Here is a 16,541-nt window from a genome sequence, read left to right on the forward strand (position 1 = left end):
GCCCGGAACGCGCGAAGGCTCCCACGCCCGCCGGCGTGGGAGCCTTCGCCTTTCTCTCACCTCAGGTACGTACCGGTCTCAGCGGTCGCACCGCAGGCTCTTGAGGTCGACCGCGTCCGCCATCGCCTGCATGCCCTTGTCGTTCGGGTGCAGGCGGTCGCCGCCGTCGAAGACCGGGAGCAGCTTCTCCTGGTCGTACGCGCTGCGCAGCATCCTGTCGAAGTCGGCGACACCGTCGAGTTCACCGCTGGTCCTGATGAACGCGTTGACGCCCTGCCGTACGGCCTCGCTCTCGGGGTCGTACTCCGACCAGCCCTTGAAGGGCAGGACGGTCGCGCCGACCACGCACTTCCCCGCCGCGTGCGACCGTTCGACGATCTGCCGGTATCCGGCGATCAGGTCGGCCACCGTGACGCCGGAGTGCGCCTTGATGTCGTTGATGCCCTCGAAGAGGAGCACCGTACGGACGCCGGGCTGCGAGAGCACGTCCCGCTGGAGGCGGTTCAGCGCGCTCTGCCCGGCGCCGTCCGCCAGGACCTTGTTGCCCGAGATCCCTTCGTTGGCGACGCCCTTGACGCCGATCCCGGTCGCGCCCTGGAGGCGGCGGGAGAGATAGTCCGGCCAGCGGCGGTTGGTGTCGGTACTCGACTGCCAGCCGTCGGTGATGGAGTCGCCGAGGGCGACCACGGCGCCGGTGTTCCGGTCCGTCTCGACGCTCACCGCGTCGAGGTAGTACCAGGACCCGGTCCGGTCGGTCCAGCTCGCGGCGCTCTCCTCGGCGGAGTGGTTGCCCGCCGTGGCGTACGAGGTCTGCATGGCCATGCCGTGGCCGGTCGAGGGGCCGCCCGCGCTGAGCACGTGGTAGCTGACGACCAGGTCGCTCCCGGGGGCCAGCCGGCCGGACAGCGGGTCGCTGACCACGCTCTCCCCCGCCGCGACCGTGACCGAGCCGGCGCCGCCGAAGGTCAGCGCGCGGTTGCTGCCGCCGACGAGCTGGGCGCCCTCCTTCCGCCGGCCGGCGTACACGCTGTCGAAGGTGACCGGCCGGTCGCCGAACGCGTTGGAGAGCCGGACGCGGGTGCCGGTGCCGCCGACACTGGTGCGGACCACGGCCCGGTAGCTCCGGTCGCGGGGCGCCTCGCCCTGCCGGTCCGCGCTCGCGCCCCAGGTGACGACCTGGTGGCGGCCCGGGGCGGTCGCGGCCGGCGGGCCGGGGGAGGCGGCACGTACCGCCGTCGCGGACACCGCCGTCGCCGGGGCGCAGAGGGTGACGAGCAGCGCGGAGACCAGGCCCACCGCGTACCGGCGGCGCCTCGGCCGTCTCACGTCAGCTCCCGCAGGGACACCGAGGCGCCCGGCCTGAGGCTGACCTTCTGCGTCCTGCCGCCGAACCCCACGGTGGTCGTACGGCCGCCGACACTGCGCAGCCGCGCCTCGGTGACCTTGCCGGCCTTCCACCGCAGGTCGAGGACAAATCCGCCCCGTACCCCCACGCCCGCGACGGCGCCGGAGGCGGCCCACGCGGCGGGCAGCGCGGGCAGGAGCTCGACGTGGCCGGGCCGGGAGTAGACCAGCATCTCGATCATGGCGGCGGCGGTGCCGAAGTTGGACTCGATCTGGAAGATGCCGCGTCCCTTCTCGACCTCGTAGATGTCGAAGAGGTTCGGCGCGGTGCCGTTCGTACCGCCGATGGACGGCCGGAGGTTGGTGACAACCCCCTGGTACGCCTTCTCGGCGTCCTTGAGCCGCGCCCAGCACAGGCTGCGCCAGGCGTTGGCCCAGCCGAAGCTGTTCGTCCCCCGGGCGGTGAGCAGGGCGGTCGCGCCGTCGACGATCTCCTTCGGGGTGGAGGCGTCGGGGCGGATGCGGTCCCCGGGGAACAGCCCGATGAGCGGGGAGAGGTGGCGGTGGGTCGTCTCGCCGAGGTTGTCGGGGGACATCCACTCCTGGAGCCAGCCCGACGTGGGGCTCACCTCGGGGAGGTACAGCCGCTCCCGGAGCGCGCCGACCGCCCTGCTGTGCGCCGCGTCCCTGCCGAGGACGTCGGTGGCGGTACGGAAGTTGCCGAAGAGCGCCCAGACCAGCTCCTGGGCGTACGTCATGCCCCGGGCGTCCTGCGGGCCGTGCTCGGGCGACCAGTCCTTGTCGTCGATCAGCACCTCGCGGGTCTCGCCGGTGGCCCGGTCGGTGACCGTCGTGGTGATGAGCCGCGCCTCCCAGAACTCGACGGCGCCCTTGAGCAGCGGGTAGATCTTGGCGAGGTACGCCTTGTCCTGGGTGAACTCGTAGTGCTCGAAGAGGGAGTTGGCCAGCCACGCGCTGCCGCCGGGGTGCCACCACCAGCCGTTGCCGCCGTGGACGTTGGTGGAGAAGGAGACGGCCCAGCCGGCGACCTTGCCGGTGGAGTTGCGGAACCGGTTGCGCGGGTCCTGGTAGAGGTCGTGGGTGAGCTTGGTCCAGGAGGGGAGCTGCGCCACGCAGTAGTCGGCGAACGCGTCGAAGAGTCCGGACAGGCCCGCCCGGTCGGCCATCCAGTAGTTCATCTGGATGTTGATGTCGGTGTGGTAATCGCCCATCCAGTCCGGGTCGTTGCCGTCCAGCCACAACCCCTGGAGGGCGACCGGCAGGCTGTCCCGGGACCCGGCGATCATCAGGTAGCGGCCGAACTGGAGGTACGACGCTTCGAGTTCGGGGTCCGCCTCGCCGTCGGTGTAGCGGGCCCTGACCCGCTCCCAGGTGTCGAGGCCACGCTGGAACGCGGACGACCGCCCGAGGGAGATGTCCATCCGCTCGAACAGCTCGCGGTGGTCGGCGACATGGCTGTGCAGGAGGGTGGTGGCGGAGTGGCGGGCCGCCGCGAGGACCTTCGTCCTGGCCAGTGGCTCCGGGTCGACGGCGCGGTTCCGGTAGCCGGTGGCCGCGTCGGGGGCGTAGTCGGTGCCGCCGCTGACGACGACCGTCAGCTCCTCGCAGTCCGTGAAGGTGATCCGCGTACCGTCCACGGTGACTCTGCCGGTGCCGCTGGACGCGGTGACGGCGGCGCCGTACCGCAGTCCGCCGTCCGGGAACGAGCCGTGGAACGAGGCGTACTTCCTCGTACGGTCGGCGGTGGTCTTCTCGTCGTGGGTGCCGGCCAGGCTCACCGAGCCGGTGTAGCGCCCGCCGCCCTTCTGCGTGAAGTGCAGGATGATGGCGTCGTCGGGGTGGCTGGCGAAGATCCGGCGTTCGTAGGTCACTCCGGAGCGTACGTACGTGGCGGAGACCACGCCCTGGCTGATGTCGAGGTCCCGCCGGTAGGAGGAGAGCGACGACAGGTCGTGGTCCGGGATCTCGACGGTCAGCCGCCCGAGCAGCGTGAACGAGCCGAAGTCCTGTCGCCCGTACGGGAATTGGCCGTCCGCGTCGAGGGTGCCGTTGAGGCCGCCGGTCCACAGGGTGGCGTCGGTGACGAGCAGCACCTCGCGGGAGGGGTCGTTGCCGGCGAGGGCGCCGAGCCGGCCGTTGCCGACCGGGAGGCCCTGCTCGATCATGTTCGTGTCGGACGCCGGCGACCGGTACCAGAACCGGGTGGTCGACGCCTCGGGGAGCAGAGGAGACGTCGTCCGCCGGACCACGGGTCCGGAGGCGGCGAAGGCGGGCAGGCCGCCGAGGGCGGTGAAGGTGCCCACCGCGGCGGCGAGCGAGAGGGCTTCCCGCCGGCTCGGGCCGCGGGGGGACGTCGGGGCGGGCGCGGCTGCGCCGGTGTGCTGGTCGTCCACGGAGCACTCCATTCCGGAGGGGCGGTGCGGGCATGCGGGTGCCGGGCCGCCGGGAGGGGGAAGGGGCCGGTGCGGGGCCGGGGCTTCACAGCCCCGCACCGGAGTGGGGAGGGATGTGCGGGACGGGACTACAGCCGCGGTACGGCGATCCGGTCGATGTCCGGCGCGTAGTCGTCGCCGCTGTCGATGGTGATCGTGTTCGTGCCGGCCCTGAGGGTGACCGGGACGGTGACGGTCTCGACGGTCCCCCAGTCCGCGGTGGACGGGAACTTCAGGGCGGTGGCGCCGTTGCCGTTGCTGGAGATCTTCGCCGGGCGGGCGTCACCGCTGATGTAGGACACGTCGATCAGGTAGTGGCCGGCCTTCGTGGCCACGACGTCGTTGAACTGGATCTTGCCGCCCTGGTAGAGGTTGCCGACCTTGTGCGTGCCGGAGCACGCGCCGCAATCGCCGACCGAGGCGTTGCCGCTCAGTGTGTTGGCCGGGGACTCGGCCTCGTACGCCGTCTTCTTGAAGGCGGTTCCCCGGGGGGTGACGGTGAACAGGCGCGAGCCGTGGGCGGGCAGGGCCTGGGTGACCTTGTCCTTGAACGTACCGAGGTCTTCCTTGTTCCAGACGTCGCGGACCTTGCCCTGGCCGGTGAAACCGAGGGACTGCCAGTCGGCGGTCACGGCGGAGGAGGAGTCGGCGAGGTTGAACAGGGCGACGGTGTAGCTGCCGTCGGCGTTCTTCGCGCTCCACACCTGCTGGTCGCCGGTGGCGGTGACGGGCCGCGCGGGCGGGGTGCTGCCCTGGTTGATCGCGAGGACGTCCTTGTTGGTCAGCAGGGAGACGCCGTAGTCGTCGAGGCGGGTGAGGTCGTCACCGGTGTAGAGAGGGGACTTGGCGATGGCCCACAGGGTCATGTAGCTCTGCCGCTCGGCCTTGGTCAGGCCGTCCATCTCGCCGTTGCCGACGTCGATCGCGTCGAGGTCGTTCCAGCCGCCGGGACCGGCGAACCGGGTCCACTTGGGTGCGTCGTCGAAGCGGTCGTCGACCGAGTTCTCCCACGACACCAGGGTGTTGCAGTAGCACTCGACGTCGGTGTCGATCCGCCAGCCGTCGGTGTACTTCTGCCAGTCGGCGGCGTGGTTGATGTCGAGCGACCAGGAGACTTCGAGGTGGAGCGGGCGGCCGGCGGTGGCTATCGCCTTCTGCCAGGCGGCCACGTCGGCGATGTTGTCGTAGTTGTCGCCGCTCTTGAAGGAGCCGGGGCCGACGCCGTCGAGCTTGAGGTAGTCGTACCCCCAGTCGGCGAACATCCGTGCCTGCGAGTCGATGTACTTCTGCGCGCAGGGGTCGGAGAAGTCGATCTTGTACGCGCTGTCCCAGCCGTTGGTGGTGCGCAGGTCGGGGTAGACGATGTCGGCCGTGGTGCAGCCGGGCGCGTCGAAGACCGGGACCTTCCCCTCGCCGTACGCCTCTTTCTGGAGGCCGACGGGCAGGTAGATGCCGGCCTTGAGGCCCTTCGCGTGGATGTCGTCCGCGACCGGCTTCATGCCCCGGGGGAAGCGGCCGGGGTCGGCGGCCTGGCGGCCGTACGCGTCGAAGCGGGGCTTCCACGCCAGGTCCATCCACCAGCCGGCGTCGATGTTGACGTACTCGTAGCCGTACTTCTTGAGCTTGGACGCGAGCGCGCCGGCCTGCTTGAGGACGTTCTTCTCGTTCAGGTAGCTGTAGTCGCCGTCGGGGTTGAGGCCCGGGTACTTGGACGACTGCATGGACCAGCTGGTCCAACCCATGAAGGGCTTCTCGGCGAGACCTGCGGCGGCATCGGCGGCCGGTGCCGCGACGGGTGCCTGGGCGACGGCGGGGGCCTGGGCGACGGCCGGCCCGGCGGTGGTGGGGGTGGCCGCCATGGCCGAGGGGACGGCGGTGGTCAGGCCGGCCGCGAGGGCCAGGACGAGCACGGCTCTGAAGGGGTACGCGGGTGACCGCATGGGTCAGGACCTCCTGTTGTCGGCGCATGGACGTGCACGGAGCGTGCGTGCGGTCGGGGCAGGGGGACGGGCGTCCGCGACAACGGTCGTACGCGGGCCCGTCCTTCGGCTCAGCCCTTGCCCGAACCGATGGTCAGCCCGCTGATGAACTGGCGCTGGAGCGCGAAGTACACCAGCAGCGTGGGGATCGCGGTCATCAGCGCACCGGCCGCGATCAGGTTGGGGTTGGTGAAGTACTGGCCCTGGAGGTTGGCCAGCGCGGAGGTGATCGGCCGCTTGTCTCCGGTCTCGATCAGCGCGAGCGACCAGAAGAAGTCGTTGTAGATCCAGATCGATTCGAGCGTGGCCAGGGCCGCGAAGGCGGGGCGGCACAGGGGCAGCACGATCTGGAAGAACTGCCGCCACACGGGGGCGCCGTCGACCAGCGCCGCCTCGGTGATCTCCTTGGGGATCGTGCGCATGTAGTTGCTGAGGACGAAGGTGCAGAAGCCGCACTGGTAGGCGATGTGGATGAAGACGATGCCCCACACGGAGTTGTAGAGCAGGAACGAGTCGCTCATCCACCCGGGCAGCGGGATCAGCAGGTACAGGCGGTACAACGGGGTGATGAGCACCTGGGCGGGCAGCAGGTTGCCCGCCGTGAACAGCATCAGCAGGACGACGTTCCAGCGGAAGTCGAAGCGCGAGACGAAGAACGCCACGGCGGCCGAGAACAGCAGGGTGCCGAGGACCGCGGGGACCGTGATGAGGACGGAGTTCCAGAAGAAGTGCGGCATCCCGGACTGGCTCCAGGCGTCCGAGAAGTTCTCCAGGCTGAGGCTGTGCGGCCAGGAGAGATACCCGTTCTTGCTGGTGTCCGCGTACGGCCGCAGCGAGGTGTAGACCGCCCAGAGCAGCGGGACGAGCCAGAGCAGGGCGATGCCGCCGAGCAGGACATGGCGGCCGGCCTGGCTCTTGGGACGCGAGGGCCCGGTTTCCCTGGAGGCGGTACGGCGGGTGCGTGAGCCGGCGGCCGGCGGTGTGGCGGTCGCGGTCACTGGTCCTCCTTGCGGAAGGTCTGTACGAGGAAGGTCCCGATGGCGAGCAGGGAGACCACGAGCAGGACCACCGCGAGGGCGGAGCCGTAACCGATGTGGCTGGACTCGCCGATGATGTTGTCGGTGATCAGGAGGGAGAGCAGCTCCATGCCCGGTTTGCTGCCGACGCCGCCGCCGAGGACGTACACGATGTCGAAGGCGCGCAGCGACTCCATGACGGTGACGACCAGGATGATGATGTTGACGGGCTTGAGGGCGGGGAAGACGACCCGCAGGAAGGTCTGCCGTTCGTTGGCGCCGTCGAGCGAGGCGGCTTCCTTGAGCGCGGGGTCGAAGCCCTTGAGGCCGGCCAGGTAGAGGATCATGATGTAGCCGGTGTGCCGCCAGGCCGACGCGACCAGTACGGTCCAGAGGTTGAGGTCCGGGTCGCCGAGCCAGTCGATGTGGTGGCCGGGCGCGATTCCGCCGAGGACGCCGTTGAGCAGTCCGTTGTCGGGGTTGTAGATGATCTCCCAGATGAAGCCGACCACGGCCAGGGACAGCACCATGGGCAGGAAGATCGCGGTCTGGTAGATCCGGGTGAAGCGGATCTTCCGGTCGAGCTGGTAGGCCAGGAAGATGCCGAACGGCGTGGGCAGCAGGGCCGTGAAGAGCAGCCAGACGACGTTGTGCTGGACCGCCGGCCAGAACGGCGGGTAGTTGGTGAAGATCTCGTGGTAGTTGTCCAGTCCGATCCAGTGGATGTCGGACAGCGCGATGCCGTCCCAGCTGGTGAAGGACAGACCGATGGACGCCAGCGCCGGCAGCCAGACGAAGACGAGCAGGGCGAGTACGGGGATGCCGACGATGACCGCGAGGAAGAGACGGTCACCGGCGCTGAGCCGGCGCGGCCGGGGGCGGGCGCGTGGCGTGGTGGGGGGCGCTGGGCGCACGGAGGACATGTGGAACCTTCCCAGTCCTGGTCAGGCGGTGAAGAAGCGCGAGCGCTGGGACTCGATCTTCTTGAGCAGGGCCGAGCCGTCGTCGGGATGTCCCAGCCACTGGGTGAGGCCGGGGAGCACGACGGTGGAGATGAAGCCGGGGTCGCTGTCCCGGTCGGCGAACTGGGTTATGTGCTTGGCCGACGCGATGAGTTCGGCGGACTTCTTCTGGAGTGCGTTGTACGTGCTGGTGTCGGCGCCGGAGTGGACGGCGACGTTGCTGGGGTCGACGCCCATGTACAGGTTCTCGGCCTTGGCGCTGCCGAGGAACTCCAGGAGCTTGGTGGAGCCGTCGGGGTTCTTGGGCTTGCGGCTGAGCATGAAGCCGTCGGTGGGGGCCTCGACGGTGTCCTGGCCGAAGGACGGGTCGATCGTGGGGAAGGGGAAGAAGTCGATGTCGTCGCGGAGCTTCTCGTCCGTGATCTGCTGGCCGAGGAAGAGGCCGATGACGGCCATGCCGGACTTCTTGTCGAGCAGCGACTGGGCCGCGTCCTGCCAGGAGCGGCCGCCCGCGCCTTCCTGGTAGTACGGGCTGATCTCGCGCCAGAGGTCGAGCGTCCTGCTGGTGCGCCGGTCGGTCCAGGCGACCTCGCCGCGCATGAGCGACATATGGAAGTCATAGCCGTTGGCACGGAGGTTGAGGTAGTCGAAGGCGCCTAGGACGGACCAGCTGTCACCGCCGCCGTAGCCGGAGGCTATGGGTGAGAGGCCGTCCTTCTTCATCTGCTTGACGAGCGCGGTGAACGCGCTCCAGGTGGCGGGCGGTTGGTAGCCGCGCTCCTGGAACACACTCTTCCGGTAGAACACGGCCCAGGGGTAGTTGTAGAGCGGGACGAAGTAATACTTGCCGTCCTGGCTCTTGGAGAGCTGCTTGGCGGCGTCGCTGAAGCCGGAACCTATGGTGTCCCACACGTCGTCGACGGGGTGGGCCAGGCCCTTCTTGGCGAAGAACTGCATGCGGTAGCCGGCGAACCAGGTGAAGACGTCGTCCGGGGTGCCCTGGAGGTAGGTGGAGATGCTCTTCTGGAACGTGTCGTGGTCGACGGTGTTCGTCCTGACCTTGAGACCGCTGTCCTTGGTGAAGGCGCCGGTGACGGCGGAGTAGGCCTTCTTGGGGGTGGCGTCCGCCCCGTTGGATCCGAAGGTCACCGTCTTCGGGTCGGCGGCGGGGCCGCCGCCGCAGGCGGTCAGGACGGGCGCGGCCAGGGCGGCGGCGCCGGCCCCGAGCACGCCGCGGACCACGTTGCGGCGGCTCGGGGCGTGGAAGGGCGAGGGGGTGCGGCTCAGCGTCATCGCTACTCCTAGTGCGTGTCTGTTCCGATGAAGGACTGGATGGCGGTGGCCGCGGCGCCCCGCGCCCACTCCTCGAAGGGCAGCGGACGTGTCATCACGTCGCACTGCGCGGCGGTTCCGAAGGCGGAGGCGGCGAACGCGTCCCGGATCTGTTCGGCGAACAGGTCGTACGCCGCCAGGCCCTCGCCGGAGATGATCACTCGTTGGGGGCCCAGGACGTTGACGACGGCGCCGATGGCCCGGCCGATCGCCTCCCCGGCCCGCGCGTAGGCATCCTTGGCCCCCGGGTCGCCCCGGTGCGCCAGTTCCAGCGCGTGCGCGGAGTCGGTGACCGGCTGTCCGGTCACCTCCCGGACGCGGCGGACGATGGCGGAGTCCCCCGCGATCGCCTCCACACAACCGCTGTTGCCGCAGTGGCACGGCGGTCCCAGCGGGTCGATGGACAGGTGGCCGATCTCCCCCGCCACGCCGTGGGCGCCCGAGACGACCCGGCCGTGCACCACCAGCCCGCAGCCGATGCCGGCGCCGACCGTCACGAGCGCGAAGTCGGAGAGACCCACGCCGGCGCCGAACCACTGCTCGGCGACGGTCAGCGCGCGGACGTCGTTGTCGACGGTGACCGGCAGTCCCGTCACCGTTCCCGCCAGGTCGGCGAGGGGGACGTCGCGCCACTCCAGGAAGGGCGAGTAGCGCACGACTCCGGCCGTACGGTCCACGTCACCGGAGACGGCGAGCCCGAGCCCCCGCACCTCCACCCCGAACCCGTCGGCCTCCGTGAGGAGTTCCTGGACGACTCCGGCGATGGCGGCGAGCACGGCGCCCGGTTCCCGGTCGGTGAGGGGGAGGTGCCGGGCGACCCGGATGCGGCAGCACAGGTCGGTGAGGACGGCGATGATCTCGTCGCCCGTCACCTTGACGCCGATGAACAGGGCCCGGCCGCCGTCGACCCGCACCAGGGTGGCGGGGCGTCCGAGCGACGGGCGCGCCTCCTCGTCCGCGCCTTCGACCAGGTAGCCGGCCTCCATGAGGGGACGGACCGCCTTGGTCACGGCGGCGGAGGAGAGCGTGGTGCGCCGGGCTATCTCGATCCGCGTGAGCGGGCCGTGGGACAGCACGGTCGTGAAGACCAGGGAAGCGGCCGGCGTCGGTGCCGGAACCGCCTCGGTACGAGGGGTCGAGCGCATGGCCGAAACGTAGGGGTGTTCTTTTCCGCTGTCAATGAAAGAAGCAAGCCCCTTTCGAAATACCAAATGAGGGACGTCTCAACTTGCAAATGCGCGCCAACCTCCGGGTATTGACACCTGATCCAAGGCACGGTTGGCTGCGGTTTGCTCTCGAGGCGCAAAACGAACGTGAGGATCCATGCCTGTGATCTCCTTCGCCCCTCACACCGGGGTCTGGCTGCTCTCCACTCCGCGCACGTCGTACGCGCTGCGGATCGACGAGACGGGCGCGCCCTGTCACCTCGGCTGGGGACCTCGGCTGACCCTCGAAGAGGCACAGGAGTTGGCCGCTCCCCCGGCGCCGCCGGCCAGCAGTTTCGAGGGGCGTTCGCCCGTCGGCGAGGAACTGCCCGTGGACGGAGGGGCCCGGTACGGCGCGCCCTCCCTCCAGGTACGGTTCGCCGACGGCACCCGCGCCTTCGAGTGGCGGCCCACCGGCCACCGGGTCGACGAGTCCGCCCCCGGATCGGCCGAACTGGTCCTGGAGTTCGGCGACACGCACTACGGCCTGGACGTCGGCCTCCACTACCGCGTCCACGACGACAGCGACGTCATCGAGCGCTGGACCGTCCTGCGCAACACCGGCGACACCCCCGTGACCCTGCTGCGCGCGGACTCCGCCGCGTGGACGCTGCCGGCCAGGGAGGACCACCGGTTCAGCCACGTCACGGGAGAGTGGTCGGCGGAGAGCCGGCTGCGCCGGGAGCCGGTGCCGTACGGCGAGACGACCCTCACCAGCCGGCGGGGCATCACCAGCCATCACGCGAACCCCTGGGTGATGCTGGACGACGGACACGCGACCGAGGACCGCGGCGAGGTGTGGAGCGCCGCCCTGGCGTGGAGCGGCAGTTGGCGTCTCACGGTGCAGCGCACGCCCGACGGCCGCGTCTGCTTCACCGGCGGAGCCGGCCTGGACGGTACGGCGCTGCCGCTCGGCCCTGGCGAGGAGTTCACCACCCCGCGCCTCGCGGGCCTCTACAGCGACGGCGGTTTCGGCGCGGCGAGCCGCGCCTGGCACGCGTACACCCTCGCCCATGTGCTGCCGCACCCCGGCGAGGTACGGCCCGTGCTCTACAACTCGTGGGAGGCGACGGGCTTCGACGTGGACGAGGCCGGCCAGAAGGCGCTGGCCGCCCGGGCCGCGGCACTCGGGGTGGAGCTGTACGTCATGGACGACGGCTGGTTCGGCGCCCGCCGCAACGCGGAGGCGGGGCTCGGTGACTGGACCCCGTCCCCGGACCGCTTCCCCGGCGGGCTGTCCCCGCTGGTCGAGGAGGTGCACCGGCTCGGGATGCGCTTCGGCCTGTGGGTGGAGCCCGAGATGGTCAACCCGGACAGCGACCTCTACCGCCGGCACCCGGACTGGGTGCTGCACTTCCCGCACCGTACCCGCACCGAACTGCGCGGCCAGCTGGTCCTCAACCTGGCCCGCCGCGACGTGGCCGACTGGGCGTACGGCTGGCTGACCCGGCTGGTCGGCGAGCACTCCGTCGACTTCCTCAAATGGGACATGAACCGCGCGTTCAGCGAGGCCGGCTGGCCCGACCGCGCCGACGGCGCCGACCGCCTGGGCACCGCCTACGTACAGAACCTGTACGCCCTTCTCGACCGGCTGCGCGCCGACCATCCCCACCTGCGGATCGAGTCGTGCAGCGGCGGGGGCGGCCGGGTCGACCTGGGCATCCTGTCCCGGACCGACCAGGCCTGGGCGTCGGACAACACCGACGCCTGGGACCGGCTGTCCATCCAGCACGGATACGGCCAGATCTACCCGGCGCGCACGATGGCCGCCTGGGTGACGGACGTACCGAACCAGCTCACCGCGCGGTCCGTGCCGCTGCGCTTCCGCTTCCACGTCGCGATGGCCGGGGCCCTCGGTATCGGCGGCGATCTGACCCGGTGGTCGGAGGAGGAGCTGGCCGAGGCCGCGGAGTTGGTCGCCACGTACAAACGGGTCCGCCCGCTCGTCCAGCACGGCGTGGTGCACCGGCCGCGCGGTCCCGTCGACGACGGCCCGTCCGCGGTGCAGTACACCAGCGCGGACCGGAGCGAGGCGCTGCTGCTGGTCTGGCAGCGGGGGCCGCGCCACGGCAGCCCGCGCACGCCGCTCCGGCTGGCGGGGCTCGACCCCGACGCCCGCTACCGCGACGCGCGGACCGGCACCGTCCACTCCGGGCGCGTGCTGACCGGCTACGGGATCCTGCCGGAGCTGCCCGCGGGCGACTGGGCCAGTACGGCGGTGCACCTGGTCCGGGTGTCCTGACGGGCCCGGATCCGGGGGGCCGGTGCGGGGAGTCCGGGGGTCCGGGCCTCCCCGCACCGGGGCCGCGAGCGGTTCCGATGGTGCTCGTGGTGCGACGGGACCAGACTGGGAGGCGACGCCACTGACAGGCGACGCTCACCGGTGCACCCGCTGTCCCGTGCCGGGGAGGGAGAGGAGACCGATGTGGCTGTCATCTCTCGCGGTTTCCACGGACGGCGCCCGACGGAGGAGAACCTGCCCCCGGGCCAGTACGTGGTGCACGACTTCCCGGTGCTGTCGGCCGGACCCACGCCGGTGGTCGCGAAGGAGGACTGGCGGTTCACCCTGACCACGGTCGCCGGTGAGACCCACCAGTGGTCGTGGCGGGACCTCACGGCGCTGCCCGCCGAGCGGCCCACGGTCGACATCCACTGCGTGACGAAGTGGTCCAAGTTCCGCACGGAGTGGGAGGGGGTGTCGCTGGACACCCTGCTCGACGGTGTCGATCTCGACGGTGACTACGCCATGGTCCAGAGCTACGGCGGGTACACCACCGACCTGCCGCTGGAGGACCTGCTCGACGGGCAGGCGTGGATCGCGTACCGCTACGACCACGACGACCTCCCCGCCGAACACGGCGGTCCCGCACGGCTGTTGGTGCCGCACCTGTACTTCTGGAAGTCGGCGAAGTGGGTGAACGGCATCCGGCTGATGGACTCGGACGAGCCGGGCTTCTGGGAGGGACTCGGCTACCACGAATACGGTGACCCGTGGCGCGAGCAGCGGTATCAGGGCGACTGACCGGCCGGCTGCGCTGGCAGACGGCGACGGTCGAGGACGTCCGCGACGAGACGGGGACGGCGCGCACGCTGGTGCTGCGGGCCCCCGGCTGGCGGGGCCACGCGGCCGGCCAGCACGTGGACGTACGGCTGACGGCGGAGGACGGCTACAGCACGCAGCGCAGCTACTCCCTCGCGTCGGCGCCCGGCGGCGACCGGATCGAGCTGACCGTGCAGCGGATCGGCGACGGCGAGGTCTCGCCGTACCTGGTCGACGTGCTGGAGGCGGGTGACCAGCTGGAACTGCGCGGGCCGGTCGGCGGCTGGTTCGTGTGGGACCCGGCCGATCCCTCCCCGGTGCTGCTGATGGCCGGGGGCTCCGGGGTGGTCCCGCTGATATCCATGATCCGCACCCGGAGGAGCACCGGGAGCCGGGTCCCCTTCCGGTTGCTCTACTCGGTCCGCACGCCCGAAGAACGCTACTACGTCCCGGAGTTGGGCCCGGCGGGCGCCCAGGGCGGGCTGGACGTCACCCATCTGTACACCCGGTCGGCGCCGGAGGGCCCGCGCCGGCCGCCGGGCCGGCTCACCGAGGACGACGTGGCGGCGTACGGCTGGCCCGCGGAGTTCGCCCCGATGTGTTTTGTCTGCGGCCCGACCGGGTTCGTGGAGCGGGCGGCCGAGATCCTCGTGGCGCAGGGCCACGATCCGCAACGGATAAGGACCGAGCGTTTTGGTCCGGTCGGAGGTTGACATGCGTCCCACCCAGGCGGCCGGTACGACGACCGGCGAGGCGTTCCAGGACGGCAACGTGCTGGCGGGCCCGTTCCGCGAGTTCTTCACGACGGACCTGACCACGGCGACCGGAACCTGCGCGTCCTGCGGACGCGCGGGTCCGCTGGCGGAGCTGCGGGTCTACACCCACGCCCCGGGGATGGTCGCCCGGTGTCCCGAGTGCGACGCCGTGGTCATGCGGATGGTCCGGGGGCCGGAGGCGGCGTGGCTGGACATGCGCGGGACCACCGCGCTCAGGATCCCACTCCCCGGGGAGTGACCGGTGGGGGAGTGACCGGGCCGCGCGCGGCTCAGTGCGCGACCGGGCCGTGCTGGCAGCGCGGGCACCAGTAGGTGGGGCGCTCGCGCCCGATCCGGCCGTGGGTCTCGGACGCGACGCGTACGGGCGTACCGCAGACCAGGCAGGACCGGCCCGCGCGGCCGTACACGTACAGGCGGTGCCGGGAGCGGGCCCGGACGGCGGCGCTGGTGGTGGTGCGGTCGACGCTCTCGCGGTTGGCCTCCAGCAGGCGCTTCGCGGCCGGGACGAGGCGCTCGATCGCGGCGCAGTCGCCGACGCGGGTCCACGGGGTGACGCGGGCGAGGAAGCACAATTCGGCCATGAAGACGTTGCCGATGCCGGCGAGGTTGCGCTGGTCCAGGAGCGCCGAGCCGATCGGCCGGTCCGGGTCGGCCAGCAGGCGGCGCAGCGCCTCGTCCGGGTCCCAGTCGGGGCCGAGGAGGTCGGGGCCGAGATGTCCCACCACCCGGTCCTCCTCACCGGTCCTGAGGAGTTCCAGGACGGGCAGACGGTAGCCGACGGCGGTGCGGTCGGCGGTGGCGAGGACGGCGCGGATCTCGTGGCCGGGGCCGCCGCGCCACGGGGCGCCGGGCTCGTACACCTTCCACGCCCCGTCCATGCGCAGGTGCGAGTGCAGCGTCCAGCCGCCCTCGACGCGCGTGAGCAGGTGTTTGCCGCGCGGTGTGACGCCGAGGACGGTACGGCCGGTGAGGTCGGCCGTGGCGAGCGAGGGCACGCGCAGGTCGGACCGTACGAGCCGGTGCCCGGCCAGCGCGCCGTGCAGGCGCCGGGCGGCCTGGTACACCGTGTCTCCTTCTGGCATACCTCCATGATGCCGCCACTTTCGCGGACCGGCGGCGAACCTCCCCCGTACCGGCTGTACGGGGAAGGCCCGGCCCGTCACTCGAAGAAGCGCCGCACCAGCCAGTCCGGGAGCACGTCCGCCGCCGTGATCGGCGGACCGAACTCGTACCCGTGCCGCCCCGGATGCCCGAGTGGCAGATGGCACCCCTCCTCCGACACGGCCCCCTTCAGGAACTTGGCCGGGCAGGACTCCAGCCGTACCAGTCCCCGCCCCGGGCCGTACTCGTCGTCATCGGGCCAGCGCGCCCACATGTCCCAGGGCTCGACCGGCCCCGATCCCCTGACACACTGCGCGATCACGTGGTGCGGGCCCGAGTGGCCCGCCTCCAGCGTGCACCACAGACTCGGCTCGACATCGAAGCCGCCGTCCAACTCCCCCAGGGCGGAAAGCTCCTCCGGCAGGAAGAGGATCCGCGCAGGACAGGACACCTGATAGACCGACATGGTCACCCCCAGGCGGCAAGTGTGGCGCCAGACCTCCGCCACGGGCAGCCCCTTGAACCGACTTCACCCATTTCGGCTCGATCGCGCTCACGGGGGCAGACTCAGCACATGACCACTCAACAGACCGGACCCCACGACGGCGAGCTCGTGGGCACCAGGCCACGTACCGAGGTCGAGGAGGCGTTCCGCGCGCTGGAGGCCGTCGCCGCCGCGCCGACCGGGCAGACACAGCTCTCCCGGGGCGCCATGACCGGCTATCTCTGGGCGCTGGGCCGGGGCGACGCGGCCCCGGTCACGGGCGCCACCGATCAGGGGGCGCCGGACCTGTCCGTCCTGACGGCGGAGGCGGACGCGGCGACCGTACAGCTGGAGGACGCGACGCAGCGGACGATCCCCCGGGACTTCATCCAGGGGGTGCACGCGGCACTGGCATGGATCTGCGGCCACAGCGACCGGCGGCCCTGATCTGCACGGGAGCCCCGGGGCGACCGCCACCACGATCGCCCGGGGGGCGAAATCGGGCCATGTGGCGCTCGCGGCGTACGACGCCGCCGACCGGGCCCGGGGAATGGGGCCACCCCTCCCCGCGTTGGCATGGACACGAAGTGCGCACCGTCGCGAGGCGGTGCGCCGTACGGAAGGGACAGGCCATGAAAGTCCGCCAGTCACTGCACGCGTTGAAGGCCAAGCCGGGCGCCCAGGTGGTCCGCCGCCGGGGCCGTGTCTTCGTGATCAACAAGAAGGAACCGCGGTTCAAGGCCCGCCAGGGCTGACCGTCCGCGTGCCACGCACCCACCGCGTTCCCGGAGGCCCGGCGAAAGCCCGGCCTCCGATCGTTACTTTTCTGTGGGATGCTGAAGTAACCGG

At 71.0% G+C, this 16,541-nt stretch carries 15 protein-coding genes; 6 read left to right on the top strand and 9 right to left on the bottom strand.

The window, feature by feature from the left end:
- Positions 1-78: 78 nt before the first annotated feature.
- The 7 genes from ACIODU_RS26125 to ACIODU_RS26155 all read right to left on the bottom strand — a co-directional run bounded on the left by ACIODU_RS26125 (position 79) and on the right by ACIODU_RS26155 (position 10,231).
- Positions 79-1,326 (bottom strand): SGNH/GDSL hydrolase family protein, encoded by a 1,248-nt coding sequence (locus ACIODU_RS26125; protein ID WP_401770196.1) that lies wholly within the window; start codon positions 1,324-1,326, stop codon positions 79-81.
- Entirely contained in the window at positions 1,323-3,770 is a 2,448-nt protein-coding gene (locus ACIODU_RS26130) for a glycosyl hydrolase family 95 catalytic domain-containing protein (RefSeq protein WP_401770198.1), read from the bottom strand. Before ACIODU_RS26130 ends, ACIODU_RS26125 begins: the two co-directional genes overlap by 4 nt.
- A 116-nt stretch (positions 3,771-3,886) precedes the next feature.
- Complete coding sequence (locus tag ACIODU_RS26135) at positions 3,887-5,737, bottom strand: alpha-galactosidase D (RefSeq protein WP_401770199.1); 1,851 nt, start codon at positions 5,735-5,737, stop codon at positions 3,887-3,889.
- A gap of 110 nt (positions 5,738-5,847) precedes the next feature.
- Positions 5,848-6,774, bottom strand: coding sequence for a carbohydrate ABC transporter permease (locus tag ACIODU_RS26140; RefSeq protein WP_356421414.1), 927 nt, complete (start codon positions 6,772-6,774; stop codon positions 5,848-5,850).
- Positions 6,771-7,715 (bottom strand): carbohydrate ABC transporter permease, encoded by a 945-nt coding sequence (locus tag ACIODU_RS26145; RefSeq protein ID WP_401770200.1) that lies wholly within the window; start codon positions 7,713-7,715, stop codon positions 6,771-6,773. The genes ACIODU_RS26140 and ACIODU_RS26145 overlap by 4 nt, the downstream gene beginning before the upstream one ends.
- 21 nt (positions 7,716-7,736) lie before the next feature.
- Complete coding sequence (locus ACIODU_RS26150; protein WP_401770202.1) at positions 7,737-9,047, bottom strand: ABC transporter substrate-binding protein; 1,311 nt, start codon at positions 9,045-9,047, stop codon at positions 7,737-7,739.
- Between the two features lie 8 nt (positions 9,048-9,055).
- Positions 9,056-10,231 (bottom strand): ROK family protein, encoded by a 1,176-nt coding sequence (locus ACIODU_RS26155; protein ID WP_401770204.1) that lies wholly within the window; start codon positions 10,229-10,231, stop codon positions 9,056-9,058.
- A 178-nt stretch (positions 10,232-10,409) separates the two neighbouring features.
- Between ACIODU_RS26155 and ACIODU_RS26160 the strand changes: the two genes are divergently transcribed.
- The 4 genes from ACIODU_RS26160 (at position 10,410) to ACIODU_RS26175 (ending at position 14,345) form a co-directional block, all read left to right on the top strand.
- Positions 10,410-12,533: an alpha-galactosidase gene (locus tag ACIODU_RS26160; protein ID WP_401770206.1), complete on the top strand. Its 2,124-nt coding sequence runs from the start codon at positions 10,410-10,412 to the stop codon at positions 12,531-12,533.
- 183 nt (positions 12,534-12,716) lie between these two features.
- On the top strand, positions 12,717-13,313 hold the full coding sequence (locus ACIODU_RS26165; protein ID WP_401770208.1) for a sulfite oxidase-like oxidoreductase: 597 nt from the start codon (positions 12,717-12,719) through the stop codon (positions 13,311-13,313).
- Complete coding sequence (locus ACIODU_RS26170; RefSeq protein ID WP_401770210.1) at positions 13,283-14,044, top strand: ferredoxin reductase; 762 nt, start codon at positions 13,283-13,285, stop codon at positions 14,042-14,044. The genes ACIODU_RS26165 and ACIODU_RS26170 overlap by 31 nt, the downstream gene beginning before the upstream one ends.
- A gap of 1 nt (position 14,045) precedes the next feature.
- Positions 14,046-14,345: a DUF6510 family protein gene (locus ACIODU_RS26175; RefSeq protein WP_401770212.1), complete on the top strand. Its 300-nt coding sequence runs from the start codon at positions 14,046-14,048 to the stop codon at positions 14,343-14,345.
- Between the two features lie 31 nt (positions 14,346-14,376).
- On the opposite strand, the gene ACIODU_RS26180 is transcribed toward ACIODU_RS26175, so the two are convergent.
- Together ACIODU_RS26180 and ACIODU_RS26185 are read right to left on the bottom strand one after the other, a co-directional pair.
- Positions 14,377-15,189 carry an Fpg/Nei family DNA glycosylase gene (locus ACIODU_RS26180; protein WP_401770214.1) on the bottom strand — a complete coding sequence of 271 codons (813 nt, stop codon included), beginning with the start codon at positions 15,187-15,189 and terminating at the stop codon, positions 14,377-14,379.
- A gap of 77 nt (positions 15,190-15,266) precedes the next feature.
- Complete coding sequence (locus ACIODU_RS26185) at positions 15,267-15,674, bottom strand: hypothetical protein (RefSeq protein ID WP_356421388.1); 408 nt, start codon at positions 15,672-15,674, stop codon at positions 15,267-15,269.
- Positions 15,675-15,782: 108 nt separating this feature from the next.
- Here ACIODU_RS26185 and ACIODU_RS26190 point away from each other — a divergent pair, with 108 nt between their 5' ends.
- Positions 15,783-16,139 (top strand): hypothetical protein, encoded by a 357-nt coding sequence (locus ACIODU_RS26190; RefSeq protein ID WP_356421385.1) that lies wholly within the window; start codon positions 15,783-15,785, stop codon positions 16,137-16,139.
- A 185-nt stretch (positions 16,140-16,324) separates the two neighbouring features.
- On the top strand, positions 16,325-16,447 hold the full coding sequence (gene ykgO, locus ACIODU_RS26195) for a type B 50S ribosomal protein L36 (RefSeq protein ID WP_161310538.1): 123 nt from the start codon (positions 16,325-16,327) through the stop codon (positions 16,445-16,447).
- The last annotated feature ends 94 nt before the right edge of the window (positions 16,448-16,541 follow it).

Origin of the sequence: Streptomyces sp. NPDC088261 (assembly GCF_044740805.1) — a bacterium.
GTDB lineage: Bacteria > Actinomycetota > Actinomycetes > Streptomycetales > Streptomycetaceae > Streptomyces.

Bases quoted from the DNA above. Each gene is read 5' to 3' on its own strand.
- ACIODU_RS26130 (WP_401770198.1), bottom strand. From the start codon at position 3,770: ATGGAGTGCTCCGTGGACGACCAGCACACCGGCGCAGCCGCGCCCGCC.
- ACIODU_RS26135 (WP_401770199.1), bottom strand. From the start codon at position 5,737: ATGCGGTCACCCGCGTACCCCTTCAGAGCCGTGCTCGTCCTGGCCCTC.
- ACIODU_RS26145 (WP_401770200.1), bottom strand. From the start codon at position 7,715: ATGTCCTCCGTGCGCCCAGCGCCCCCCACCACGCCACGCGCCCGCCCC.
- ACIODU_RS26150 (WP_401770202.1), bottom strand. From the start codon at position 9,047: ATGACGCTGAGCCGCACCCCCTCGCCCTTCCACGCCCCGAGCCGCCGC.
- ACIODU_RS26155 (WP_401770204.1), bottom strand. From the start codon at position 10,231: ATGCGCTCGACCCCTCGTACCGAGGCGGTTCCGGCACCGACGCCGGCC.
- ACIODU_RS26160 (WP_401770206.1), top strand. From the start codon at position 10,410: ATGCCTGTGATCTCCTTCGCCCCTCACACCGGGGTCTGGCTGCTCTCC.
- ACIODU_RS26175 (WP_401770212.1), top strand. From the start codon at position 14,046: ATGCGTCCCACCCAGGCGGCCGGTACGACGACCGGCGAGGCGTTCCAG.
- ACIODU_RS26180 (WP_401770214.1), bottom strand. From the start codon at position 15,189: ATGCCAGAAGGAGACACGGTGTACCAGGCCGCCCGGCGCCTGCACGGC.
- ACIODU_RS26185 (WP_356421388.1), bottom strand. From the start codon at position 15,674: ATGTCGGTCTATCAGGTGTCCTGTCCTGCGCGGATCCTCTTCCTGCCG.
- ACIODU_RS26190 (WP_356421385.1), top strand. From the start codon at position 15,783: ATGACCACTCAACAGACCGGACCCCACGACGGCGAGCTCGTGGGCACC.
- ykgO (WP_161310538.1), top strand. From the start codon at position 16,325: ATGAAAGTCCGCCAGTCACTGCACGCGTTGAAGGCCAAGCCGGGCGCC.